The organism is Amycolatopsis mediterranei (assembly GCF_026017845.1).
GTDB lineage: Bacteria > Actinomycetota > Actinomycetes > Mycobacteriales > Pseudonocardiaceae > Amycolatopsis > Amycolatopsis mediterranei.
The window spans coordinates 4,767,608-4,792,906 of record NZ_CP100416.1 but is presented as its reverse complement, the minus strand read 5'-3'; the positions used below and the strand labels follow the sequence as shown (position 1 = coordinate 4,792,906).

21 protein-coding genes are annotated in these 25,299 nt (G+C 72.6%); 15 read left to right on the top strand and 6 right to left on the bottom strand.

Annotated features, from left to right (window positions below; all coding sequences use genetic code 11):
* Nucleotides 1-77 precede the first annotated feature (77 nt).
* From ISP_RS22040 to ISP_RS22030, 3 genes are all read left to right on the top strand, one after another.
* Complete coding sequence (locus ISP_RS22040; RefSeq protein ID WP_013225955.1) at nt 78-530, top strand: Fur family transcriptional regulator; 453 nt, start codon at nt 78-80, stop codon at nt 528-530.
* Nucleotides 527-2,800: a catalase/peroxidase HPI gene (katG, locus tag ISP_RS22035; RefSeq protein ID WP_013225954.1), complete on the top strand. Its 2,274-nt coding sequence runs from the start codon at nt 527-529 to the stop codon at nt 2,798-2,800. The genes ISP_RS22040 and katG overlap by 4 nt, the downstream gene beginning before the upstream one ends.
* A gap of 179 nt (nt 2,801-2,979) precedes the next feature.
* Nucleotides 2,980-3,744, top strand: coding sequence for a polysaccharide lyase family 7 protein (locus ISP_RS22030; protein WP_013225953.1), 765 nt, complete (start codon nt 2,980-2,982; stop codon nt 3,742-3,744).
* A 37-nt stretch (nt 3,745-3,781) separates the two neighbouring features.
* On the opposite strand, the gene ISP_RS22025 is transcribed toward ISP_RS22030, so the two are convergent.
* Nucleotides 3,782-4,804, bottom strand: a complete 1,023-nt coding sequence (locus ISP_RS22025; protein WP_013225952.1) for an LLM class flavin-dependent oxidoreductase — start codon at nt 4,802-4,804, stop codon at nt 3,782-3,784.
* 128 nt (nt 4,805-4,932) lie between these two features.
* Between ISP_RS22025 and ISP_RS22020 the strand changes: the two genes are divergently transcribed.
* The gene (locus ISP_RS22020) at nt 4,933-5,451 is read left to right on the top strand and encodes a hypothetical protein (protein ID WP_013225951.1); all 519 of its coding nucleotides are present in this window, start codon (nt 4,933-4,935) and stop codon (nt 5,449-5,451) included.
* 151 nt (nt 5,452-5,602) lie between these two features.
* Nucleotides 5,603-7,279, top strand: coding sequence for an alpha/beta fold hydrolase (locus ISP_RS22015; RefSeq protein ID WP_013225950.1), 1,677 nt, complete (start codon nt 5,603-5,605; stop codon nt 7,277-7,279).
* Here ISP_RS22015 and ISP_RS22010 read toward each other — a convergent pair.
* The 3 genes from ISP_RS22010 to ISP_RS22000 form a co-directional block, all read right to left on the bottom strand.
* Nucleotides 7,263-8,906 (bottom strand): DUF6461 domain-containing protein, encoded by a 1,644-nt coding sequence (locus ISP_RS22010; protein ID WP_013225949.1) that lies wholly within the window; start codon nt 8,904-8,906, stop codon nt 7,263-7,265. The two genes, ISP_RS22015 and ISP_RS22010, sit on opposite strands and share 17 nt — an antisense overlap.
* A gap of 18 nt (nt 8,907-8,924) precedes the next feature.
* Entirely contained in the window at nt 8,925-11,642 is a 2,718-nt protein-coding gene (locus ISP_RS22005) for a SpoIIE family protein phosphatase (RefSeq protein ID WP_235204781.1), read from the bottom strand.
* Nucleotides 11,643-11,757: 115 nt separating this feature from the next.
* Nucleotides 11,758-12,597 (bottom strand): NAD-dependent epimerase/dehydratase family protein, encoded by an 840-nt coding sequence (locus ISP_RS22000; protein ID WP_013225947.1) that lies wholly within the window; start codon nt 12,595-12,597, stop codon nt 11,758-11,760.
* A gap of 192 nt (nt 12,598-12,789) precedes the next feature.
* On the opposite strand from ISP_RS22000, the gene ISP_RS21995 reads away from it, so the two are divergent.
* The 6 genes from ISP_RS21995 to ISP_RS21970 all read left to right on the top strand — a co-directional run bounded on the left by ISP_RS21995 (nt 12,790) and on the right by ISP_RS21970 (nt 20,444).
* Nucleotides 12,790-14,187: a cellulase family glycosylhydrolase gene (locus ISP_RS21995; protein WP_013225946.1), complete on the top strand. Its 1,398-nt coding sequence runs from the start codon at nt 12,790-12,792 to the stop codon at nt 14,185-14,187.
* Between the two features lie 113 nt (nt 14,188-14,300).
* The gene (locus tag ISP_RS21990; protein ID WP_013225945.1) at nt 14,301-14,660 is read left to right on the top strand and encodes an ArsR/SmtB family transcription factor; all 360 of its coding nucleotides are present in this window, start codon (nt 14,301-14,303) and stop codon (nt 14,658-14,660) included.
* The gene (locus ISP_RS21985) at nt 14,657-15,145 is read left to right on the top strand and encodes an SRPBCC family protein (protein ID WP_013225944.1); all 489 of its coding nucleotides are present in this window, start codon (nt 14,657-14,659) and stop codon (nt 15,143-15,145) included. The genes ISP_RS21990 and ISP_RS21985 overlap by 4 nt, the downstream gene beginning before the upstream one ends.
* Nucleotide 15,146: 1 nt before the next feature.
* On the top strand, nt 15,147-15,707 hold the full coding sequence (locus tag ISP_RS21980) for a maleylpyruvate isomerase family mycothiol-dependent enzyme (protein ID WP_013225943.1): 561 nt from the start codon (nt 15,147-15,149) through the stop codon (nt 15,705-15,707).
* 190 nt (nt 15,708-15,897) lie between these two features.
* On the top strand, nt 15,898-18,996 hold the full coding sequence (locus ISP_RS21975) for an MGH1-like glycoside hydrolase domain-containing protein (RefSeq protein ID WP_013225942.1): 3,099 nt from the start codon (nt 15,898-15,900) through the stop codon (nt 18,994-18,996).
* Between the two features lie 119 nt (nt 18,997-19,115).
* Nucleotides 19,116-20,444, top strand: coding sequence for a cellulose binding domain-containing protein (locus ISP_RS21970; protein WP_013225941.1), 1,329 nt, complete (start codon nt 19,116-19,118; stop codon nt 20,442-20,444).
* A 3-nt stretch (nt 20,445-20,447) separates the two neighbouring features.
* Here the strand turns inward: ISP_RS21970 and ISP_RS21965 are convergent, their stop codons facing one another.
* The gene (locus ISP_RS21965) at nt 20,448-21,200 is read right to left on the bottom strand and encodes an alpha/beta fold hydrolase (RefSeq protein ID WP_013225940.1); all 753 of its coding nucleotides are present in this window, start codon (nt 21,198-21,200) and stop codon (nt 20,448-20,450) included.
* Nucleotides 21,200-21,568, bottom strand: coding sequence for a DUF1330 domain-containing protein (locus ISP_RS21960; protein WP_013225939.1), 369 nt, complete (start codon nt 21,566-21,568; stop codon nt 21,200-21,202). The genes ISP_RS21965 and ISP_RS21960 overlap by 1 nt, the downstream gene beginning before the upstream one ends.
* Nucleotides 21,569-21,646: 78 nt before the next feature.
* Between ISP_RS21960 and ISP_RS21955 the strand changes: the two genes are divergently transcribed.
* The 4 genes from ISP_RS21955 to ISP_RS21940 all read left to right on the top strand — a co-directional run bounded on the left by ISP_RS21955 (nt 21,647) and on the right by ISP_RS21940 (nt 25,139).
* A complete protein-coding gene (locus tag ISP_RS21955; protein WP_013225938.1) occupies nt 21,647-22,246 on the top strand; it encodes a TetR/AcrR family transcriptional regulator in 600 nt (199 codons plus the stop codon).
* A gap of 33 nt (nt 22,247-22,279) precedes the next feature.
* Nucleotides 22,280-23,278, top strand: coding sequence for a LacI family DNA-binding transcriptional regulator (locus ISP_RS21950; RefSeq protein WP_013225937.1), 999 nt, complete (start codon nt 22,280-22,282; stop codon nt 23,276-23,278).
* A 135-nt stretch (nt 23,279-23,413) separates the two neighbouring features.
* Entirely contained in the window at nt 23,414-23,755 is a 342-nt protein-coding gene (locus ISP_RS21945) for a hypothetical protein (RefSeq protein ID WP_014467060.1), read from the top strand.
* A gap of 37 nt (nt 23,756-23,792) precedes the next feature.
* The gene (locus ISP_RS21940; protein WP_013225936.1) at nt 23,793-25,139 is read left to right on the top strand and encodes an ABC transporter substrate-binding protein; all 1,347 of its coding nucleotides are present in this window, start codon (nt 23,793-23,795) and stop codon (nt 25,137-25,139) included.
* The last annotated feature ends 160 nt before the right edge of the window (nt 25,140-25,299 follow it).

Genomic DNA, 25,299 nt, shown 5'->3' with positions numbered 1-25,299 from the left:
AGCGTGAACCCCGGATGGCCGAATCCACCCCGGCGATAACTTGACCCATTCCAGAAAACGCCCTAGGGTCGGCGGCGATGTCAGACTTCGAAGCGCAGCTGCGGGCGGTCTCGCTGCGGGTCACCCGGCCCCGGCTGGCCGTGCTGGCCGCGCTGCGCGACCATCCCCACGTCGACACCGAGACGGTGATCGATCTGGTGCGGGCCGACCACCCGGCGGTGTCGCACCAGACGATCTACGACGTGCTGCGGGCGCTCACCGACACCGGGCTCGTCCGGCGCATCCAGCCGGCCGGGGCGAACGCCCGTTACGAGGCCCGGGTGGGTGACAACCACCACCACGTCGTGTGCCGTTCGTGCGGGGCGATAGCCGACGTCGACTGCGCCGTCGGCCACACCCCCTGTCTCACCGCTTCGGACGACCACGGTTTCGTGATCGACCAGGCGGAGGTCGTCTACTGGGGCACCTGCCCCGACTGCGCGGCCGACCGTCCCCGAAATGATTCGCCGCTCCCGGAAGGAAGTAAATGAGCTCCACCCAGGACACCCCGTCCAGCGCGCAGGGCGTGGACAAGAAGGCGGCGGCCGGTTGCCCGGTCGCGCACGACTCGGTGACTTCGCACGGAAGCGAGAGCGAAAACCCGGCGATCGACTCCCCGACGCCGAAGACGGGCGGCCGTCCGCGCACGAACAAGGACTGGTGGCCCAACCAGCTCGACCTGTCGGTGCTGCACGCCCACTCCGCGAAGGGCAACCCGCTCGGCGAGAACTTCAGCTACGCCAAGGAGTTCGCGAAGCTCGACGTCGAGGCGCTCAAGCGCGACATCACCGACGTGCTCACCACCTCGCAGGACTGGTGGCCGGCCGACTTCGGGCACTACGGCGGCCTGATGATCCGCCTGAGCTGGCACGCCGCGGGCACCTACCGCATCCACGACGGCCGCGGCGGTGCCGGTGACGGCAACCAGCGCTTCGCCCCGCTCAACAGCTGGCCCGACAACGCCAACCTCGACAAGGCGCGCCGCCTGCTGTGGCCGGTCAAGCAGAAGTACGGCCAGAAGATCTCGTGGGCCGACCTGCTCGTGCTCGCCGGCAACGTCGCCTTGGAGTCCATGGGCTTCAAGACCTTCGGCTTCGGCTTCGGCCGCGAAGACGTCTGGGAGCCCGAGGAGGTCATCTGGGGCCCGGAGGACGACTGGCTGGGCGACGAGCGCTACGTCAGCGACTCGGAGATGGCGCCCGAGGTCGGCGCGACCGAGATGGGGCTCATCTACGTCAACCCCGAGGGTCCCCGCGGCAACGCGGACTTCGAGGCGGCGGCGCACTTCATCCGCGAGACCTTCGCCCGGATGGCGATGAACGACGAGGAGACCGTCGCCCTCATCGCCGGTGGCCACACCTTCGGCAAGACCCACGGCGCCGGCGTCGCCGACGACCACGTGGGCCCGGAGCCGGAGGGCGCGAACCTGGAGGCGCAGGGCCTCGGCTGGCTGAGCACGCACGGCAGCGGCAAGGGTCCGGACACGATCACCAGTGGCCTCGAGGTGACCTGGACCGACAAGCCGACCGAGTGGAGCAACCGCTTCTTCGAGATCCTCTTCGGCTTCGAGTGGGAGCTCACCACGAGCCCCGGCGGCGGCAAGCAGTACGTCGCCAAGGACGCCCCGGAGATCATCCCGGACCCGTACGACCCGAACAAGAAGCACAAGCCGACGATGCTCACGACGGACCTGTCGCTGCGCTTCGACCCGGTCTACGGCCCGATCTCGCGCCGGTTCCTGGAGAACCCGGACGAGTTCGCGCTGGCCTTCGCCAAGGCCTGGTACAAGCTGCTGCACCGCGACATGGGCCCGGTCAGCCGATTCCTCGGCCCGTGGGTCGCCGAGCCGCAGCTGTGGCAGGACCCGGTGCCCGCCGTCGAGGGCGACCTCGTGGGCGACGCCGACATCGCCGCTCTCAAGGCGAAGGTGCTGGAGTCCGGCCTGAGCACCGCCGAGCTGGTTTCGACCGCGTGGGCGTCGGCCGCGAGCTTCCGCTCCACCGACAAGCGCGGTGGCGCGAACGGCGCCCGGATCCGCCTGGAGCCGCAGCGCAGCTGGGAGGTCAACCAGCCCGAGCAGCTCGGCAAGGTCCTGGAGATCCTCGAGGGCATCCAGCGCGAGTTCAACGAGGCGGGCGGCGCGCAGATCTCGCTGGCCGACCTCATCGTGCTGGCCGGCTCGGCCGCCGTCGAGAAGGCGGCGCGCGACGCCGGCGTCGAGACGACCGTGCCGTTCCACCCGGGCCGCACCGACGCCTCGCAGGAGCAGACCGACGTCGACGCCTTCAAGGTGATGGAGCCGCGCGCCGACGGGTTCCGCAACTACCTGCGCTCCGGCGAGAAGCTGCAGCCGGAGGTGCTGCTCGTCGAGCGCGCCTACATGCTCGACCTGACCGCGCCCGAGATGACCGTCCTCGTCGGCGGCCTGCGTTCCCTCGGGACCAACGTCGGCGGTGTCGCGCACGGGGTCCTCACGGACCGGCCGGGCGTGCTCTCAGGCGACTTCTTCGCCAACCTGCTCGCGCCGGGCACCCGGTGGAAGGCGGCGGAGTCCGGCGAGAACGTCTACGAGATCCGGGACGTCGCGACGGACGAGGTCAAGTGGACCGCCACCGCGGTCGACCTGATCTTCGGCTCGAACTCGCAGCTGCGGGCGCTGGCCGAGGTCTACGCCAGCGAAGACGCCCGCGAGAAGTTCGTGGCCGACTTCGTCGCGGCGTGGACGAAGGTCATGGAGCTCGACCGCTTCGACCTCGCCTGATCCACCCCCGAACGGGCCCGGCCGATCCTCGCGATCGGCCGGGCCCGTTCGCGTGCGCGGCGATCTTGACACCGGGGCGACCGCCGACCTACCGTGGGTCCACGCCGCCGGGTTGTCCAGACCATTTATTTCACGTCCGTGAACGAATGGTGTGTTCCACCGCGAAAGGACACCCGACGATGCGTGTTCGTGCTTTGCTCGTCCTCCTGGCGATCCCGGCGCTGGCCGCGGCCACCGCGTCCCCCGCGCTGGCGGCGGATCCGTCCGTGGCCCCGGGCGGCAACTTCGACCTCTCGGTCTGGCAGCTGCAGGAGCCGGTCGGCTCGCCGGGCAGCCCGACGACCATCTCGTCGTCCCGGCTGCAGGGCCCGAACGGCTTCCAGGACAGCTACTTCTACACCGACACCCGCGACGGCGCGATGACCTTCTGGGCACCGGAGAAGGGCGTCACGACGCCGAATTCGAACTACGCGCGCTCGGAGCTGCGCGAAATGAACCGCGACGGCTCCGCCGCGAACTGGTCGCTCAGCGGGTCGCACAAGCTGAACGCGACACTGCGCGTGGTCTCGGTGACGTCGAACGTGTGCGTCGGCCAGGTGCACCTCGGCACCGGCGGCTCGTCGACGAAACCACTGCTGGAGCTGTACTACCGGGCGAGCGGGGACATCGTGCTGGGCACGGAGAACTCCCCCGACGGCGGCCAGACGTCCCACACCGTCGGCCACGTCTCGGTCGGCAAGACGTGGACCTACACGATCGGCATCTCCGGCGGCAACACCATCGACCTCACGGTCAACGGCAGCACCACGCACTACGGCATCCCGTCGTCGTTCAAGGCGTACAAGCAGTACTTCAAGGCCGGCTCGTACAACCAGTCCTCTTCGAGCAGCACGACGAAGGGCGCGCGGGTCGCGTTCTACGGCCTGAACGTTTCCCACAGCTGAACGGAGACCGGCCCGGCCGCCACCGGGCCGCCGTTCCTCAGCGCCAGCCCAGTTCCGGGGCCACGTGGGTGAGGATGTTCTCCAGCACGTGCGCGTTGTAGTCGACGCCGAGCTGGTTCGGGACGGTGAGCAGCAGGGTGTCCGCGGCCTGGATCGCCTCGTCCTCCTTGAGCTGCCCCACGAGCTCGTCGGGCTCCCCGGCGTAGGACCGGCCGAAGATCGCGCGCGTGTTCTCGTCGATCATGCCGACCTGGTCGCGCGAGTGGCGGTCGCGGCCGAAGTACGCGCGGTCCTGGTCGTTCGTCAGCGCGAAGATGCTGCGGCTGACCGAAACCCGCGGCTCCCGCTCGTGGCCGGCTTCCGTCCACGCCTCGCGGTAGGCCTCGATCTGCTTGCGCTGCTGGACGTGCAGCGGCTCGCCCGTCTCGTCATCCTTGAGCGTCGAGCTCTGCAGGTTCATGCCCAGCTTCGCCGCCCAGACGCTGGTGGCGTTCGAGCCGGAGCCCCACCAGATGCGGTCGCGCAGGCCCTCCGAGTGCGGCTCGAGCCGCAGCAGGCCCGGCGGGTTGGCGAACATCGGCCGCGGGCTCGGCTGCGCGAAGCCCTCGCCGTCGAGCAGCTTGAGGAACACCTCGGTGTGCTGGCGGGCCATGTCGGCGTCCGTCTCGCCCTCGCCAGGGGCGTACCCGAAGTAGCGCCAGCCGTCGATCACCTGCTCGGGGGATCCCCGGCTGATGCCCAGCTGGAGCCGGCCACCGGAAATGAGGTCGGCCGCGCCCGCGTCCTCGATCATGTAGAGCGGGTTCTCGTAGCGCATGTCGATCACGCCGGTGCCGATCTCGATCTTCGACGTCCGCGCGCCGATCGCCGCGAGCAGCGGGAACGGGCTCGCCGCCTGCCGCGCGAAGTGGTGCACGCGGAAGTAGGCGCCGTCCACACCGAGTTCCTCGGCGGCCACCGCCAGGTCGATCGACTGGTGCAGGAAGTCGGCGGCCGACCGGGTCTCGGAGTGCGCGCTCGCCGACCAGTGGCCGAACGAGAGGAAGCCAATCTTCTTCACACGACCTCAGACGTCCGGCGGCCGGGAATGATTCCCGGTGTGAGCGGACCGACCCCTCGCTCGTTCCGGTGAATCGGCGGCCGCACCCGGCCCGGCCGGGTACTCCGCCGGAAACGAGGAGGAGACGCATGCCCGACAACGACCTCACCGGATTCCTGATCATCGGCCTGGTCTTCGTGGTGGCCGACGGCCAGGTGCTCTACCGCGGTGGCCGGCGCTACCTCAGCGGGCCGGAGGGCGGGGAGGGGACCGGCTCGCTGGCGTGGATGGTGGTGACCGTCTTCCACCTCGTCTCCTTCGGCGTGCTCGCCCTGCTCTCCGTCGTCGGCCCGCAGTGGTCGGGTTCGACGGCCGCCCTGGTCGGCCGGCTCGGTATCTTCCTGCTGCTGATGGCCGTGGCCCACGTCCTCACGCTGGCCGTGCTCGCCCAGCGCCGGCAGGACCGGATCGTCGAGAACCACTTCCAGGACCGGGACGGCGAGCCGCGCGGCACCGAAACCTACGTCCGGCCCGCCACCGAGGTGGTCGTCGAGCCGGCGGCGACGGACCCGGCGTGGCGCGCCACCGTCACGCCGGTGCCCGGCCAGGAGGGCCCGCACCCGCGGGTCAGCCCCGATCTCGGGAACCACGGCCCGTACCGCACCTGAGCTGCCCGGCCGCGTTCACCGGATCGAAGGAATCCTGACGGCGAGCCGCGGTTTTCGCGCTGCCGCTCCCCCGGCCGTCGTGATTGGATCTTGCCCGGCCGGTGCGCGAGGAAGGAAATCTGCGGTGCGAACGTCCCGAGCAGGGCTGGCGGTGGCCGTCTCGGTCCTGGTGGCGGCCACGGCGCCCGCCGCCGCGACCACGCCCGACCCGCTCGCGCCGTACCGGGGTCAGGAGGTCTCCTGGGGCGCCTGCCCGTTCAAGCAGAAAAGCCAGCCCCGGACTCCCACAGCCCAGTGCGCGCGGATCACCGTCCCGCGAGACTGGGCCGCCCCGTCGGCGGGCACCGACCTGCAGGTGGCGATCAGCCGGGTGACGGCGACCGGCAGCCGGCAGGGCGCGATCCTGGTGAACCCGGGCGGCCCCGGCGGCCGGGGCACTTCGCTCGCGGGCGCGCTGGCCGGCCTGGAACCGGCGGTGAACGAGCACTACGACATCGTCGGGATGGACCCCCGGGGCACCGGCCAGGAGGGCGGCACGGACGAGGGGTACATCTGCCGGGTGCCCCTGGGACGGCTGCCCCAGGACGACGAGGAGCTCGACGCCCGCGACCGCTCCGCAACCAGCATCGCGCTGCACCAGCGGACGCCGCGCGTGCTGGCGGAGGCGTGCCAGAGCGACGCGCTCGCGCCGTTCATCACCACCTGGCAGACCGCGCACGACATGGACCTCATCCGCAGCCTGCTGGGCGACGAGAAGCTGAACTACCTCGGCTTCTCCTACGGCACCTGGCTCGGCGCGAAGTACGCGTCGCTGTTCCCGGCGCAGGCCGGCAAGATGGTCCTCGACTCCAGCGTGAACTTCGAAGGGCGCCTCCAAGCCGCGTTCGAAGCGTTCCCGAAGATCGACCAGCGCCAGTTCGACCGCGTCTACGCGCCGTGGCTGGCCCGGCGGTTCCCGGACCAGCTCGGCAAGACGGCCACCGAGGTCCGGGCCAAGTGGGAGCGGCTGCGGGCGTTCTTCAAGACCAAGGGCATCCCGCCCGACGTCTTCGACTCGGTCTTCGTCGGCAACGGCAGCCCCCGGCAGTGGCTGACCGGCGCCCTGGTCCTCACCAAGGGCGCGGCCGCGATGGACGGCACGGCCGCCGCCCCCGCGCCCGCCGCGCTGCGGAGCGACCTCGACCAGGCTTCCCGGGCCGTCTTCGGCCGTCCGGCGGACCGGCTGACCGCGGCCGACGTGGCGGCGGACCCGCCGGAGCCCGACTACGCCGACGTCCCGGGTACGCGGCTGGCCGTGGCGTGCGGCGACCAGCCGACGCGGACCGCGAGCTGGTACAAGCTGCTCAGCGACCTGCAGGGGCCGGCCTACCCGCTGTTCGGCTGGGCCTACGGACTCAGCGAGGCGTGCGGCTTCTGGTCCGACGCGCCCCAGCACGAGCTGCCGACGCTCTCGCCGCGGGCCGCGAAGAACATCCTGGTCGTCCAGGGCGAATTCGATCCGCAGACCGGCTACGAGCAGGCGGAGACGGCGGCCCGGGCGGCCGGGATCCCGATGATCTCGGTGGCGGAGTCGCCCTTCCACGGCCAGTACGCCGTCAGCGGGAATTCCTGTGTGGACGATCTGGTGAACGGCTTCTACCTCGGCCGCGGCCGGCCCGCGGCCACCATCTGCCCCGGCGTCCCGCTGCCCGGGGAGCACCAGGTCTTCCCGGTGCCGGGCCCGGCGGGCGAGCCGTCCCGGCCGACGGCACCCGCGCCGCGCGACGCCCGGTCGAGTGTCCGCGAACGGCTTCAGGACGACATCAGCGCGGTCAACCGGGGTCGCTGATCAGGTACGCCACCCCGCGCCGGTCGATGTCCTCCAGGTCTTCCGGGTAGAGCCCCCGGCCGGTGAACCGCTCGAGGGCGACCAGGCCCTTTTCGTTGCGGTCGCGGAAGTTCTCCAGGTCCAGGCCGGCCAGCGCCGCGGCGACGTCCTCGTCCGCGGACGGCTCGCCCAGTCCCGGCTCGAACGCCGACCGGAGCTCGCCGCCCCTGGCGAAGGACAGGCGCGTCATGCCGTTGACGTTCCAGAACATGCTCGCCGCGCGGCCGCCCCGCGACGCCGCGGTGAGCACGGGCGCGTGAGAGCCGGTGAAGCCGTTCTCCTCGATCGCCACCACCACGCCGTCGAGCTCCAGCACCGCCAGCCACGGGTCCGCGTACGCCTCGCGCAATTCCGCCAGCGGCTCGGGCCGGCCGGGGTCCGCGCCGAACGCGCGGAGGACGTCGTCCGCCGGAAGGCCGGTGACCACCGTGACCGTCGCCGCCACCGTCAGCCGGGACCGCCCGATCCAGCGGTAGCGCACCTCGGGCCGGTCTGCCACCGGCGGCTCCGGCTCGCCGCGCAGGCGGTGTCCGAGGCGGTCGGCCCGGGCGTGCACCACCGGCGGCGCGGGCGGCGCCGCCCACACCCACAGGCTGTAGCCCTCGGTTTCCGGGTCGTCGCGGCCGTAGGCGTGCACGCGGACGCGGTAGTCGCCGGGCCACGGCGGTGTCGGCACGCCCCCGCCCACGCTCGCCGAGCCGTGCTCCGCGTGCCAGCCGAGGTCGACGACCTCGTCCCAGCCCAGGGTGTCCACCGTGGCGGGCGGCTCGGCCAGCACCCGGACACTGACGTGCACCGAGCCGTTCTCCGTGCCGGTGCGGACCACCACGCCACCGTCGGCGGCCTCCGCGAGGCCGTTGTCCGCGAAGTCGCCGAAGGCCGGGAATTCGCCCTCGGTCAAGGCGAAGACGTGGTCGCGGACGTTCACGGACGTGCTCCCGTACTGCGGCAGCCGGTAGCCGGCGCGCTGCTTCTCCCGCAGCGCCGCCGCGTAGGCGTCGGGCATCGGTCGTGCGCGCAGCAGGTTCGCCGCGACCCCGAGCGCCGTCCCGACGATGCCCGCGGCTGCGGGGCGGCCGGCTTCGCGGGCGGCGATCGTCGCGGTCACCAGCGCGATCGCGAGGTGGCCGGCGCCGTGCGCGGCCGCGATCCCGGCTTCGTCGCCTTCCGCGGTGGGCAGCAGCCGGTCGTCGGCCACCAGGCCGGCCGTCAGGTCCGCCACCAGCTCCAGGAGACCGGGCCGGGCGTGGTGCAGCAACCGCGTCTCCCGCACCGCTTCCGCTTCGCTTTCGGAAGCGAGGAAACCGAAGCCCCCCGACGACGGTGGTGGCAGCAGGGCGGCCGTCACCGAAAGCGCCGGAACGGCGAGACCGGCCAGCGTGAGCTCCACCGCGCCGTGCACCCGCTCGACCACCCACGGCGGCAAGGACATGAGCGACCACAGCACTTCGGACTCGGGCACGTCCGGGAACCGGCGGCGTTCCGGTTCGCACCGCAGGCGCCCCAGCACCGCGGCCGGCGCGGCCGGGAGCACGGCACGGACGGCCGGTGCGACGGCGGCCACGGCCGCGGCGAGGTCATCCCCCATGCGACCACAGTGCCACAGTTACGGCGCCACGCTTTCGACCACGAACGCCCCGGACGGCGACCCCATGAGGCCGGCGAGCTCGAGGATGCGCAGCGGCGCGGAAGCCGCGCTCGCCCGGGTGGTGACGGCCAGGCCGCGGCGCCGGGCCACCGCCGCGACGTCGAGCAGCAGGGCGACGCCGCAGCTGCTCAGGTACCGCAGTCCGGTCAGGTCGACGACCACCGACCGGGTCGCGGTGGCTTCGACGCTGGCCAGTACGGCCGGCCGGACCTCGCCGATCGTCGCCAGGTCGAGGTCGCCGGTGAGCTTCAGCGCCAGCGGCCCCGGCCCGCCTTCGTCCACCGATACGCCGGCCGGGACCACGATTTCGGGTGCCACGGGCGGGCTTTCCGGCGCGGCGTCGGGGTCCGGGGCGATGCGGAACCGGACGGCGGTGCCGGGACCGCCGTGGTCGATGCCGAACTCCTCCGACAGCGCCTTGATGATCCCGATGCCCCGTCCGCGGTGGCTGTTGTCCGCCGGCTCGCGGCGCCACCGGCCGTCGTCGCGGACGAGCGCCTCGAGCCGGCCGTCCGCCGTGCGGGTCACCGAGTACGCCACCTCGCCCGGCGTCTCCGGGAAGGCGTGCTCGACGGAGTTGGCCACGGCCTCCCCCAGGGCGAGGCTCAGGTCCTGGTGGAGTTCCGCGGGCAGGCCGGCGAGCGCCGACCAGCGCGCGAGGTCCTCGCGCAGGCGCCGCAGGACGTCGGGTTCGGCGGCCGCGGACCGCCGCAGCGGCGGGGGCACCAGGCGGATCGCCAGCAGGGCGACGTCGTCCTCCTGCCCGCTGTCGAGCAGGGCCGAGCCGATCGCGGTGACGAGCTGTTCCGGCGCGGCGGCGTGCGCGCGGGCGGCGGCTTCGCACAGCCGCCGCAGTCCCTCGTCGATCGGCTCGTCGCGGCGCTCGACGAGGCCGTCGGTGTACAGGAGCACCGAGGCGCCGGGCGCCAGCGTCACGGTGTGCTCGCGGTGGTGGGCCCGGTCCGGGCCGCCGAGCACGGCGCCGCCGCCGGACAGCAGCCGGGCGCCGCCGGCCTCGACGACCACCGGCGGCGGGTGCCCGGCGACGGCCCAACGCAGTTCGCCGGTCTCCCAATCGAGCGTGAGACACGCGCAGGTCGTGCCGGCCGCCCCCGCCGTGCGCGCCGCGAAGGCGTCGAGGCGGTCGAGCGCGGCGGCCGGGCCGTGGCCGTCGAGCAGACTGCCGGCCAGTGCGCTGCGCAGCTGGCCCATCACCGCCGCCGCCTGCGGTCCCTTGCCCACGACGTCGCCGACGGACAGCGCGACGCGGGTCGGGCCCACGGCCACCAGCTCGTACCAGTCCCCGCCGGTCTGGGCGTGCACCGCGGCCGGCTGGTAGCGGGCCGCGGCGGCGATCCGGGGCAGCGCGGGCAGTTCGCGCGGCAGCAGGCTGCGCTGCAGCGTCTCGGCGATCTCGTGCTCCCGCTGCAGCAGGAGCTCCCGCTCGGCTTCACGCCGACGGCGCTCGGTGACGTCGCGGCCGATCGCCTGCACGCCCGACGGGGTGGCTTGGATGCTCAGCTCCAGCGCCATTTCCGTGCCGTCGACCCGGCGCACGTGGTGGACTTCGCTGGTCTCCCGGACCGCGCCCGGCCGGGCGATGAGCTGCCGCCACCGTTCGCTCCCGGCGTCGTCGAGCAGGGCGGTGATCGAAGTGCCGATCAGCTCGTCGCGCGCGTACCCGAGCAGTTCGCAGGCCGCGGGGTTGATCTCGGCGAACCGCAGGTCGCGGTCGAGCACCCAGATCGCGTCGGTGGCGCGTTCCACCAGCAGCCGGTGCCGTTGTTCGCTGTCACGCAGGGCGCGGCCGGCGTGCGTGCGCTGGATGGACTCCCAGCACCGGCTCACGATGAGCTCGACCAGCTCGACCTCCGCGTCCGTCCACTCCCGGACCGTGGCCTGGTGCACGGCCATCGCCGCGACGAACCGGCCGCCGCGCAGCAGCGGCACGCAGATGACGGCGCGGATGCCGGTGACGCGGTAGGCGTCCAGGTCCGCCGGCTCGAGGCGGACGTCGTGGTGACTGTCGGCGACCACCCACGAGCGCCCGGCCCGCATGGCGCGCATGCAGCCGTCCCCGAACGCCGACATGGCGAAGCGGCCGGGCAACGGCGGCAGGCCGGTGGCGTGGTCCCCGCTCATCAGGAAGTGGTCTTCGTCGGCTTCCGCTTCGGCGTAGGCGCAGCGGTCCGCACCGAGGTGTTCGCCGAGGCTGCGGGCCGCGTAGGCCATGACGTCCTCGGCGTCGTCCAGTTCCTGCAGACCCCGTTCGAACCCGGCCAGGAACCGCTGCCGCTCCGCTTCGGACCGCCGTCCGGAGGCGTCCAGCAGCACGCCGCCGATCGTCGCCCCGCCCGGCTGCACCCGCCCGAGTTCGTGGAGCCACACCACCCGGCCGTCGGCGGTCAGGGCGCGGTAGGTGACTTCGTAGCTGCCGTGGGCCCGGCCCTCGTCCCGGGCCCGCGCGCAGTGGTCGCGGTCCTGCGGGTGCACCACCGAGAGGGCGAACGCGGGATCGGCCGACCACGACCCGGGCGGGTGGCCCAGGAGAGCGTGCGAGGCATCGGAAACGAACGAGAAGGCGCCGCTGCGGGCGTCGGCCTCCCACACGACGACGGGCAGGCCGTCGACGAGATCCTGCCAGTCCTCCGGCTGCATGCTCCCCGGCTTTCCCACGAACGTCGACCCGCCGCGCGGCTGGGCACACCATACGGAGCCGACGACGGGTACGCGATTCGCGGCAGAAAATCTCTCGTGGCGGGAGGAGATATCCGGCTCGCGTCGGCCACCTTCAGCCGACGGCGAGCACCCGCAGCGGGTCCGGGTACCGCGGCTCCCAGCCCAGCTCCCGCCGCGCCTTGGCCGGGGTGAACTCCTGGTCGAGGGCGAACGCGTCGGCGATCGGGCCCATCTCGGCCCGCGCCTGCTCCAGGGTGATCGACGTCGTCTTCCCGTCCAGGCCGGCCGCGTGCGCGCACGCCTCGGCCACCTCCTTCGCGGCCGGGTTCACCCCGCCCACCCCGAGGTAGACCGACCCCGGCTCGGCCGCCAACGCCGCCACGTACAACCGGGCGAGGTCGTCGACGTGCACGAGCGCCCAGTGGTTGGCGCCGTCGCCGAGGTACGGGATCGCCCCGCTCTTGCGGCCCGGCTCGACGAAGAACGCGTCGATCAGCCGGTTTTCGCCGCCGTAGAGCAGCCCGGGCCGCACGATCACCGGGTGGGCCGCGCGCGCCAGCACCGCCTCCTCCACCGGCTTGCGCCAGGCCACCACGTCCGGCGGGTTCCACGGCGCGGTTTCGTCGCGCAAGCCGCCGGTGTCGCCGTACACCCACGTGCCGCCGGTGTGCACGTACCTGCCGGCGCCGCCCATCGCCGTGGCCGCGGCGAGGTCCTCCTCCCCCGAGGCGGCCTGGGCGAGGTGGATCACCGCCGCCGCCCGGGCGGCGCGGTCGGCGAGGACGTCGAGATCGGCGAGACCGCCGCGGACCGCGGTGGCCCCGGCCGCCACGACGGACGCCTCCGCGCGGTCGCTGCGGGCGAGCGCCTCGACGGCGTGGCCCGTCCGCACCAGCTCCGCGATCGTGGCCCGGCCGATGTAGCCGGATCCGCCGGTCAGAAAGACCTTCATGCTTGCTCCTTTCGAATACTTCCCCACTCTTCCGCCGGCGAGAGGGCGTCGTCCAAGACCTCTTCGGGCGCCGGTGATACCCCCAGGACATCAGGGCGCCCGCTCTTGACGTCGACCGGCGCCGGATGTTCTCATTCCTGGGAGCGCTCCCAGCCTGGTGAAACACTCGAACACCGGACCCAAGGGAGTTCAATGAAGCGCTCCATCGCTGCGCTGGCGGCCGCCGGCGCGACGGTTCTCGGCGGCACCGCCGTGCTGGCCATGCCCCAGGCCTCGGCCGCCACGCAAGGCTGCCACGTCGACTACACCGTCACCAACCAGTGGCAAGGCGGGTTCCAGGCCGCGGTCAAGGTCACCAACCTGGGTGACGCGATCACCGGCTGGTTGCTCCGGTTCACCTTCCCCGACGCCGGCCAGAAGGTCGCCCAGGGCTGGAACGCCACATGGGCGCAGTCCGGCGCGACCGCCACCGCGGCCAACGCCGACTGGAACCGGACCCTCACCACGGGTGCCACCACCGAACTCGGCTTCACCGGCACCACGACCGGCGCCAACCCGGTTCCGGCATCCTTCACCCTGAACGGCGTCACCTGCACCGGGTCGACGACGACCACGACCACCCCCACGACCACGACCACGACCACCACCACGCCCTCCCCCGGCGGCACGCCGCTGGCCGCGAACGGGCAGCTGCACGTCTGCGGTGTCCACCTGTGCAACGAGGCGAACCGGGCGATCCAGCTGCGCGGCATGAGCACGCACGGCCTGCAGTGGTTCGACTCCTGCTACAACGACGCGTCCCTGGACGCCCTCGCGAACGACTGGCACGCCGACCTGCTCCGCATCGCCATGTACGTGCAGGAAAAGGGCTACGAGACCAACCCGGCCTGGTTCACCGACCGGGTCAACAGCCTCGTCGGCGAAGCCGAGGAACGCGGGATGTACGCGATCGTCGACTTCCACACCCTCACCCCGGGCGATCCGAACTACAACCTCGACCGCGCCAAGACGTTCTTCGCGGCGGTGGCCGCGCGCAACGCGGCCCGGAAGAACGTGATCTACGAGATCGCCAACGAACCCAACGGCGTCAGCTGGGGCGCCATCAAGAGCTACGCCGAACAGGTCATCCCGGTGATCCGCGCCGCCGACCCGGACGCTGTCGTGATCGTCGGCACCCGTGGCTGGTCGTCGCTCGGCGTTTCCGACGGCTCGAACGAAACCGAGATCGTCAACAACCCCGTCAACGCCGGCAACATCATGTACACGTTCCACTTCTACGCCGCCAGCCACAAGGACAACTACCGCGCCACGGTGAGCCGGGCGGCCACCAGGCTGCCGCTGTTCGTCACGGAGTTCGGCACGGTGACCGCCACCGGCGGCGGCGCACTGGACCAGGCGAGCACCACGGCCTGGCTGGATCTGCTCGACCAGCTGCAGATCAGTTACGCGAACTGGACGTACTCCGACGCCGACGAAAGCAGCGCCGCGCTGCAACCGGGCACCTGCGCGGGCGGCGACTACGGCACCGGCCGGTTGACCGCGTCCGGTGCACTGGTCCGGAACCGCATCAACACGCCCGACCACTTCTGATCCACCCGGGTGGGGTTCCGCGTGCGGAACCCCACCCTTTCTCAACCGCCAGGTTGACAACGTTCCGGAGTCCCTCTACCGTCCTGCTCAACCGAAGAGTTGAGGACGAACCGGTGGACGAAGACAGCGAACGGCTCAACCGGGTGTTCGCGGCACTGGCCGACCCGACGCGGCGCGATCTGGTGGCGCGGCTGGCCGGCGCGGACGCGACCGTTGGCGAGCTGGCCGAGCCGTACGACATGAGCCTGCAGGCGGTCTCCAAGCACGTGAAGGTGCTGGAGGAAGCCGGGCTGGTCACGCGCAGCAAGGATGCCCAGCGCCGTCCGGTCCACCTGGATGCCGAGGTGTTCGACCTGATGACCAAGTGGATCGAGCGGTACCGGCGGCAGGCCGAGGAGCGCTACCGGCGCCTCGACGCCCTGCTGGGCCGCATGGCCGGCGGAGAAACCCGGCCACGAAAGGACGCGTCATGACCGCGACAACGCACGAAACCGAGATCCTGGCCGACGACAAGGTCCCGACGATCCGGCTCGTCCGGGAGTTCGACGCCCCGCCCGAGCAGGTGTTCCGCGCCCACATCGACCCCGAGCTGTACGCGCAGTGGGTCGGACCGCACTCGGTCACCACGAGGATCACGCGGTGGGACGCGCGCACGGGCGGCGAGTGGGCTTTCGCCAACGACCGCGGCGGCGAGGAGATCGCCGCGTTCCACGGCTGTTTCCACGACGTGCGGCCGAACGAGCGGATCGTGTGGACGTTCACCTACGACGGCGAGCCCGACGGCGTCGCCCTGGAAACGCTGACCCTGGAAGAAATCGAGGGCGGCCGCACCCGGCTGCGGGTGCTGAGCGTGGTGCCGGACTTCGCCACCCGGGACGGGATGCTGGCCAGCGGCATGGACGTCGGGATCAACGAGGGCTACGCCAAGCTCGACGCACTGCTCGCCAAGGAGGCCTGAAATGACACCCACCGGACCCGCTCAGCGGCACGCGCAGGACGCGGCCCGCTTCACGGAGCTGACGGAGTCGGCTTCGGCCGGCGACTGGACGCGCCCCAGCCCGGTCGCGGAGTGGACCGCGCTCGACGTGGTGCAGCACCTGGTCGAGTGGCCGCGCGCCTTCCTGCGGGGCGCCGGGATCGAACTCCCGGCACTGGCCGGCGACGCCGACCCGGCCGGCGCCTGGAAGCAGCACGTCGCCGACATCCAGGCCATCCTCGACGAGCCGGCCGGGCGGGTGCTCAGCAACCCGCACACCGGTGACCGGCCGGTCGACGAGGCGATCGATCAGTTCTACACCAACGACGTCTGGATGCACTCCTGGGATCTCGCCAAGGCGCTGGGCCGCGAGCCGGACCTGGGCGAGGAGCGCTGCGCCGCCACCTTGGCCGGGATGCAGCCGATGGAGTCCTTGCTGCGCGACAGCGGGCAGTTCGGGCCGGCGGTGCCGGTCGCCGGCGACGCTTCGGCGCAGGACCGGCTGATGGGCTTCCTGGGCCGCGACCCGGCCTGGCGCCCCTGAGCCTTCGCGGTTCACCCGGCGCGGCGGACCGGCCGCGGGGGAAAGCAGTGGGAGCAGCCGGGCGGCCCATGGCCGGCCGCCCGGGGGGGCCGGAGCTCGGATACAACGTTGTAAAGCGGTATTTACAACGTTGTATCCGACCGGCTACCGTCTCCCTGCCTGGTCCCCGAGGAGCATGAGGAGCGTCAGCATGCGCTCGCTTCGACGTCTGTGCACGGTCCTGACCACCACTGTCCTCGCCGTGTCCGCCGCGGTGGTCCCCGCCGCGGCAGGCCAGGCCGGCCCCCCGCCGATGTACCCCGATCCCGGGCCCGGGACGCACCTACTCGACCACGCAGGCAAGCTCGCCGGCTTGAGCGATCCCGGCTGGTACGAAGCCAACATCCCGTTCGTCGACCTGCCCGACAAGGCGATCGAAGACACCTACTACTACCGGTGGCGCACCTACCAGGAAGCCCTGAAGTACAGCGGTCCGAAGGACGGGTGGATCGTCTCCGAATTCCTCGGCCCGGTCGGGTACTCCGCTCCCGGCGGCGGGATCGACGCCGCCGCCGGGCACCACCTCTACGAAGGGCGGTGGCTGCGCGACCACCGGTACCTCGACGACTACGTCGACTACTGGCTGCGCGGCAGCGGCGCGGGCGCCAAGCCGGCGACCGACGGCCTCAACGAGAACACCACCGACTGGGCCCACGAATACTCGTTCTGGGCCGCCGACGCCGTGCTCGCCCGGGCCGCCGTCGACGGCCGGTGGGACTTCGCCGTCGACCGGCTCCCCGAACTGCAGCGGCAGTGGGCCGCCTGGGCACCCCAGTTCGACGCGCAGCTCGGCCTCTACTGGCAGGTTCCGGTCTGGGACGCCATGGAGTACACCGCGAGTTCCTACCAGAGCCCGGATCCCTACCACGGCGGCGCCGGCTTCCGCCCGACGCTCAACGCCTACCAATACGGCGACGCGGTGGCCATCGCGAGCCTGCTGCGCCGGCGCGGCGCACCCGGCGACCGGCAGCTCGCCGACCGGTACGACCGGGACGCCCGCTCCCTGCAGGCGAACCAGCAACGCCTCCTGTGGGACGGCGGCGACCAGTTCTACAAGCACGTCATGCGGGACGCCAACCCCGCGCGCACCAAGATCGCGGACCGCGAAGAGATGGGCTTCGTGCCCTGGTACTTCCACATGGCCCCGGCCGGTGCCTCCGCCGCTTGGTCGCAGGTGACCGACCCGGCGGGCTTCGCCGCCCCCTTCGGGCCCACCACCGTCGAACGGCGGAGCCCGTGGTTCATGCACGACGTGCAGCAGGGGTGCTGCCGCTGGACGGGTCCGAGCTGGCCCTACGCGACCAGCCAGACCCTCACCGCACTGGCGAACCTGCTCACCGACTATCCCCCGCAGCCCTACGTCTCCACGCAGGACTACTACGCCCTGCTGCACGGGTACGCCCTCACCCAGCGCAAGAACGGCCGGCCCTACGTCGCCGAAGCGCACTACCCCGACGAAGACCGCTGGCTGTACGACTCCCCCGGGCACAGCGACGACTACAACCACTCGACGTTCGACGACCTCGTGCTGTCCGGGCTGCTCGGCATCCGGCCCCAGCAGGGCGACCACGTGCGGCTCGCGCCGCTCGTTCCGTCCACTTGGGACCACTTCGCCGTCGAGAACGTGCCCTACCACGGCCGGAACCTGACCGTCGCCTGGGACCGTGACGGCCACGTCTACCGGCAGGGGGCGGGCCTGAGCGTCTGGCTGGACGGCAAGCTCGTGCACCACCAGAGCGGCCTGACGGCGGTCGACGTGCCGGTGCGCCCGGGCAAGCCGGCCGGCCCCGCCCGCGTCGTCGACGACCTGGCGAACCCCGGCCGCACCGGCTATCCGGCGGCGTCCGCGTCCTACACCTGGCACGGGGACAGCCCGGCGAACGCGATCGACGGCCAGGACTTCGACCTCGACGTCCCGTCGACGCGCTGGACGAGCTACGGCAGCCCGAACCGCAGCGACTGGCTGGCCGTCGACATCGGCGCGGCCACCGACGTCTCCGACGTCCGGATCTCCTTCTACGACGACGGGGGCGGCGTCCGCACGCCGGACTCCTACGCCCTGCAGTACCGCACGGCCGACGGGACGTGGGCCGAGCTCCCCGGCCAGCACCGGGATCCCGGCGCACCGGTGCGGGGCAAGCCGAACCGCGTTCTCGTCCAGCCGCCGGTCCGCACCGACGGGCTCCGCGTCCTGCCGTCCAGAGTGGACGGTGGCGCGGTCGGGATCACGGCGGTGCAGGCGTGGCGCGCCGAGGACGAGCAGCTCGACGTCCGGCTCCAGGACGGTCCGGTGAGCGTGCGGCCCGGGCAGGCGATCGAACTCAGCGGCTCGATCCGCAGCTCGCGGGCGATGACCGTCCGGCCCGCGCTCACGCTGCCGCGCGGCTGGACGGCCCAGCCGATGGGCCCGGTCGGCGACCTCCGGCTCACCCCGGGACGGCCCGTGCCGCTGCGGTGGCGCGTGACGGCCCCCGCGGACACGCCGGTGGGCACCCGGGCCCCGGTGCGGCTGCTCGTGAGCACGCTCGACCACGGCACCCCGGTGCGCAGCACCGCGGACCTCGTGCAGGCGGAGGTCGTCTTCGATCCCGCCGACTTCGGCACGCCGGTGTGGGACGACGACTTCAGCGGAAACCAGCTGAAGCCGTACCGGATCGGCGCGCGGTTCGGGGAACCGGTGCCCGAACTGAGCCAGGCCGACGGCGCACTGGTCGCGTCCGCGAGCCGGCAGTCTTCCGCCGTGCTCGTGGCGCCGGTGGCCGCCCCGGCCGGCGACTTCGCGGTGCTCCTCGAACCCCGTGCCTTCGCCGGCGGGGCGCCGGAGGACAGCGTGCTCCTCGGCCGCGCCGACGGGCCCGACGATCTCGCCCTGGCCTGGTACAACAACCACTTCGGCACGTCCGGCGCGGACGTGCGCGCGGGCGGGCGCGACTACGGCGACGACGTGACCGGCGGATGCTGCACCGCGGTCACCTGGTCCCCGGGCGACCGGTTCGCCGTCGTGTCGGACCACCGGGGCGGGCTGACGAGCTGGCTGGGCCACCAGGGCCGGTGGCAGCTGCTGCGCACGATCCCGGCCGGCTCACCCGGCTTTCCGGGGGATCCGGGTGGCGGAGCCCCCGGCCCGGGGCGGAGCCCCGGTTTCGGCACAGCGGTCGGCACCGGCTGGTCTCCCGCGATCGGCCTCCGGCTGACCGCCGGCCGGCTCACCCTCGACCGGCTGACGGTCGTGGCGCGCGGGCCGGCGTAACGGCGGGGAGGCGATTGACAAACGGCGGGTGCGCGGGGGATTCTGGGAGCGCTTCCAGACATCGCCGCCCGGGGCTGCTCGTCCGCCGGTCGCGGTGACCGAAGGCGGAAGGAGAGTCCATGGGATCCGCCTCCCGCCGGATGGCCGCGCGCCCGGGCGTGCTCGCCGTGATCGCCGTCCTCGTCGTGACGGTTTCCCTGCTGTGGCCGTGGAAATCCGGTGCCGCACCGGCCTCCCCGGTCACCGGCAACGCGACCCACTTCGACGCGCTCGGCGCCCCCTACGGCGGCTGCGGCCTGCCGCAGGACGTGCTCGATTCGCCCGATTTCGTCGCCCTCAACGTCTACAACACCCCCGGCGACTACAGCTTCTACCCGCGGCCGATCCCCCCGTCCCAGGCCGCGAAGATCGGCCTGTGGGACAACGGCCGCAACTGCGGGCGGTTCGTGCAGGTCACCATCGGCGACTACTGCACCGGCGTCAACGACGGCGCGCCGGGGCAACCGTTCTGCCGCAACGGTTCCTGGGTGACCGACGGATACGCCGGCGCCCAGCTGACCATGGTCGTGGCCGACAGCTGCGGCGACTCGAACGCCTGGTGCCGCGACGATCCCGGGCACCTCGACCTGTCGACCGCGTCGCTCAACCGGTTCTTGAAGAACGGCGTCCCGGTCGGCGACATGAACCCCGCGCACTGGAACAACCGGCACGTCTCGTGGTCCTACGTGCCCGCGCCCAGCTACACCGGCGACCTGAAACTCGGCTTCCTCCAAGGCGCGCAGCGGTATTGGACGGCCATCGCCGTGTCGCACCTGCCCAACGGCGTGCACGGCGTGGAGTTCCTCGGCGCGGACGGCAGCTGGCAGCAGGCGCAGCCGGACAGCGACCTCGGGCAGGCCTTCATCATCGGCCCGACCGCCGCGGCGGGCACCGCGTACGCGATCCGGGTCCGGGACGCGAGTGACACGCTCGTCAACGACGGCCGCGTCTACCGCTTCACGTTGCCGGACCAGTGTCTTTCGGGTTGCGCGGCCGCCTACACCGGCATCGGCTACACGACCGGGGCCGGCACCCCCACCACGACTCCGACAACGCCGACGTCTCCGACCACGCCGACGACTCCCACCACGTCGACCACCCCGGCCGGGGCGTCGTGCGCGGTGACCTCCGGGGTCACGTCTTCGTGGAACGGCGGCCACCAGCTCGAGTTCACCGTCAAGAACACCGGCTCGGCCGCGCTGTCCGGCTGGACGACGGCGTTCTCGTTCGCGGGCACCCAGCAGGTGACCAACTCGTGGAACGCCGTGCCCACCCAGACCGGCCAGCAGGTGCGGGCGGCCAACGCGACCTACAACGGGACGCTGGCCGCCGGGGCGACGACGACCTGGGGCGCCGTCGTCACCGGCACGTCCCAGCCGCTGGCCGGGCTGGTCTGCACCGCCCGCTGATCCTCAGTGGACGGTCGCCCAGAACCCGGTCAGCACCGCGGCGGCGCGGGCCGGGTCGTGGGTCATCCACCAGTGGCCCAGTCCGTCGAGGACGGCGACCCGGGCACCGGCGCGGGCGGCCGCCCGGCGGCGTTGCGCCTCGGTGCCGACGACGTGGTCGGCCGTGGCCAGGACGGCCAGCCCCGGCCGGGCCGCCGCGCGTTCCAGCGGCAGCCCGAGACCGTGCGCACCCGTCGCGGCTGCGGACCGGTAGAGGGTGAGCACCGCGCGGCCCATCGCCTCGTTCTGCCCCGCCGCGACGCGGGCCGCGACGGCTTCACTCATCCCGCGTTCCACCAGCATCGCCGTGCGCTCTTCGACCGCGGCACCGAACCGCGCCGCGACGTCGGCCTCGCCGACGCCCGGGGTCTGCCAGCGGCGGGCGAATTCGTGCCACTCGTAGTCCGGGTCGAAGGCGCCGAGCGTGTCGCTGACCCAGCTGCGGACCAGGTGCGGGTGGCTCAGCACGACGTTGACGACGTGCGTGCCGCCGAAGTCGTGGCCCACCAGGTCCACCGGCTCACCGAAGGCCGTCAGTTCGCCGGCCAGCCAGTCCCGGTAGCCGGCCGGGGTGGCGGCGAACCCGGCGGGCAGGGGCGCGCCGAAGCCGGGCGGGGACAGGCAGACCGGATCGGACCGCGACGGCGCCAGCTCGGCCAGCAGCAGGTCCCAGACCGCCGCCGTCTCCGGGTTGCCGTGGACGAACACCGCGGGCATCAGCCCGCCACCGGCGCCGTCGGCTGCAGGACCGATTCCAGCAGCGCCTCGGTGCGCAGGTGGGTGATCGCCTGGTACTCGGGATCGCGGATCATGGCGGCGAAGGTCTTCCGGTCCGGGTAGCGGACCAGCGCCACCATGTCCCAGGCCTGGCCGTCCTCGGCGACGAGCGCCGGATCGCCGTTGCCGATGTACACCACCTCCAAGCCGTACCGGGGGTTGAGTTCGGCACGGAGAGCTTCGGCGTAGCGCTGGTAGCTTTCGCGGCCGCCGTCCGGGCGGAACCGCAGCAGGTTGAGCATCACGACCGGGCCACCCGGGTCGTCGGCGAGCAGGGTGTCGAGGGCGCGGTCTTCGATTTCGATCATCGGATCCTCCTGGGGTCTCGCTGCCACCTTACACATACTTGTTGGGCGACACGCAAGTTACTTTGTTAAGCTGCGTCCATGCCCCCCGCACGCCGCACCCAGCAGGAACGCCGCGACCAGGCCGAAGCCGCCCTCCTGACCGCCGCCGCCGAGCTCGTCGTCGAGCAGGGCGTGCGTTCGCTGACGCTCGCCCGCGTCGGGGAACGCGCCGGATACAGCCGTGGCATCGTCACCCACCACTTCGGCGGGAAGCAGGCGCTGGTCGAACGGCTGGCGCGGGCCACGCAGGCCGGGTTCGTCCCGGGTCTCGAAGACCTGCCGCCCGGCCTCGACCGGCTGCTGCGGCTGATCGACGGCTACCTCGGCGAGCTCGGCCGGATCGGCGTGTTCAACCAGGCTTTCCTGCTGCTGTGGGCGGAAGCCGCCACCCAGCCGGACCTGGCCCCGGTCTTCCGCGAGCGGGACGCCGCCTTCCGCGCCGACCTGCGGGAAGACGTCGAAGCCGGTATCGCGGACGGCAGCATCGACCCGGACATCAGCCCCGGCGAAGTCGCGATCGCCGTGGTCGGGCAGCTGCGCGGGATCGCGCTGCAGCGGCTGCTCGATCCGGGCAGTGCCGACACCGAGGCGCTGCGCCGGAGCGTCACCGGCCAGTGGCGCCGCGCCCTGACCCCTTAGGCTCGTCGTCTGACCGCGGAGGGAGGTGCCGGTGTGACGGAACGCGGGCGGCTGCCGCGCGTCAAGCGCGTGACGATCGAGGACGTGGCCCGGGAAGCCGGCGTGGGGCGGCAGACGGTTTCGCGGGCCCTGCGCGACCTGCCGGAGATCGCCCCGGACACCCGTGAGCGCGTGCTGGCGGCGGCGACCCGGCTGGGCTACCGGCCGAGTGCGCTGGCGAAGGGGATGCGCACCCAGCGGTCGGACGTCATCGCCCTGATCGTCTCCGACATCGCGAACCCGTTCTACCCGGCCGTGGCGCGCGGGGTGTACGACGCGGCGGAAGCGGCCGGCTGCAGCGTCGTGCTGTACAACACCGACGCCGACCCGGGCCGGGAACGCGACGCCATCGAGGACGCGCTGGCCCGCTCCGCACGCGGCGTCGTCGGCTTCTTCTACGGCACCCCCGACGACGTCCTGGCCGACTACGCGCGCTCGGTCCCGCTGGTCGTCGCCGACCGGGAGCTGCCGACGGAGGTGGCGGCCTCGGTGAGCAACGACTTCGCGACCGGCACCGCGGCGGCCGTCGAGCTGCTCGCCCGACGACCGCACGCCTGCCTCGGCATGCTGGACAGTTCGGTCGGCGTCGCGGTCGACGAGCGGCGGCTGGCGTTCGTCACGGCGTGCGCGGCGCTGGGCTTCGGCGACGTCTCGGCCCGGATCGTCCAGGGACCGCCGACCATCCCGGGCGGCACGGAAGCGACCCACCGGCTGCTGGCGGCGTGGCCGGAGGTCAACGGCATCTTCGCGTTCAACGACCTGATGGGCATCGGGGCGGTTCAGGCGGTCCTCGCCCGCGGCGGCGCGGTGCCCGGGGACTGCGCGGTGGTCGGCTTCGACGACCTGGAGATGTCGGCGTACCTGAACCCGCCGCTCAGCACGGTCCGGATCGACAAGTACGACCACGGCCAGGCCCTGGTCCGGGCCCTGCTGGCGGACACCGCCGACCGGATCTCGCTGCCGGTTTCGTTGATCACGCGCGCGACCGCCTGAGTCGAATCCGTCGAGTAATGCCCCTTGACGGGGTCCCGCCGAGGTGCGCATACTCCCCGGGAACAGCGGCCGGGAACATTCCCGGGAACGTTCCCGACAGCAGTTCCGACAGCGTGGCGGAGAGGAGACAGCGGCATGGGCGCAGGCACGCCGAGGGCGCTGGGCTCGCCCCTGCCGCCGGTCGTTCCGGTCCGCGCCGCGCCCGGGGCCGCTCTCGAAGACCACCTCGCCGCGGTCGAGCGCGGCGGGCGCGCCGACGGGGAGCCGTTGCGCGAAGGCCGGGCCGCCCGCGCGGAACTCGCCCCGCGCCCCGGCGGTCCGCTGCCTCCCGCGAGCCGGCCCGCCCGAGCCGCCGGCTGCCACCGGTACCTGGTCCACAGTGGACGCCCGCTCCGGCCCCTCGGGAGGGCCACCGAGCCGCTTCCCGCCCCCGTCCCCGATGTCCGGCTCGCCACGCCGGGCCTCGGCCGAAGCTGAAACCGAAGCCGCCGCCCCCTCGAAAGGACCGAACGCAATGGTGCGTACCTCTCCCCCGACGAACCGGCTCCGCCGGCTGGGCGCCGCCGTGGCCGCGCTCGCCCTGGTGACCTCCGGCTGCGGCTCCGCCGACACCGCCGCCCCGGCCGCCGCGGCCTGTGCGCCAGCGGGCGGCAAGGTGGAGCTGTCGTTCTGGTCCTGGCTGCCCGGCATCGACCAGGCCGTCGCCCTGTGGAACCAGGGGCACCCCGACATCCACGTCAGCGTCGAACAAACGCCGCAGGGCAACCAGGGCACCTACAACAAGATGTTCACCGCGCTGAAGGCGAACCAGGCGCCGGACCTCGGGCAGGTCGAGTTCGACTCCCTCCCCGGTTTCCGCGTCCAGCAGGGCCTGCGGGACATCTCGGCCTGCCCCGGCGTCGCGGACGCCAAGTCCAAGTTCGTGGACTGGACCTGGGCGCAGGCTTCGGTGGGCGGCGACGGTGTCTTCGCCATCCCGCAGGACACCGGCCCGATGGGCCTGTTCTACCGCAAGGACCTGTTCGAGAAGTACCACGTGCCGGTGCCGGCGACCTGGGACGAGTACGCCGAAGCCGCGAAGACCCTGCACGCCGCGGACCCCGGCCTCACGATCACGCACTTCCCGCAGAAGGACGTCAACTGGTTCGCCGGTCTCGTCTGGCAGGCGGGCGGGCACTGGTTCACCCAGGACGGCCGGCAGTGGAAGGTGAACCTGACCGACCCCGCGTCCACCAAGGTCGCCGGCTACTGGCAGAACCTGCTTTCGCAGGGCCTGGTCTCGAACTACCAGGGCTTCTCCGAATCCTGGAACAAGGCGCTGGACTCCGGCCAGATCGCCACCTGGACCGGGGCCGTCTGGGGCGTCGGCACGATCGCGAAGGCCGCGCCCTCGACCGCCGGGAAGTGGGCCGTGGCGCCCCTTCCGCAGTGGACCAAGGGTGAGCAGCGCTCCGGCAACTGGGGTGGCTCCACCACCGCGGTGTTCGCCGGGACCAAGCACCCGGCCGAAGCGGCGCAGTTCGCCCTGTGGCTCAACAGCGACCCGCAGGCGCTGGCCATCCTGACCGCCCAGGGCGGCATCTACCCGGCCACCGTCGCCGCCCAGGGGTCGGCGAAGGCGTCGCCGGAGAACACGCAGTTCTTCGGCGGCCAGGACGTCGACGCGGTGTTCCGCGACGCGGGCAAGGGCGTCAGCCAGGACTTCACCTGGGGACCGTCGATGGAGCAGACCTACGCCCACGTCCGTGACGGCTTCGGCGCCGCGCTGTCCGGTTCCGGGACGCTCGGCAAGGCGCTCTCCGATGCCGGCGCGGCGACGATCACCGACCTGCAACGCCAGTCCATCCCCGTGGCGAAGTAAGGACGACGATGGTTGTCGCAGCGTCCCAGACCGTCGCCGGGGGGGCCCCCCCCCCCCCCGGGGGGCGGCCGCGCCCGGGGGCGCCCCCCCGCCCCCCCGCCGCGGGGCCCGGCGGCCCCCGGCCGGGCGGGGGGGGGGGGGTTGGGGAGGGCCCCCGGGG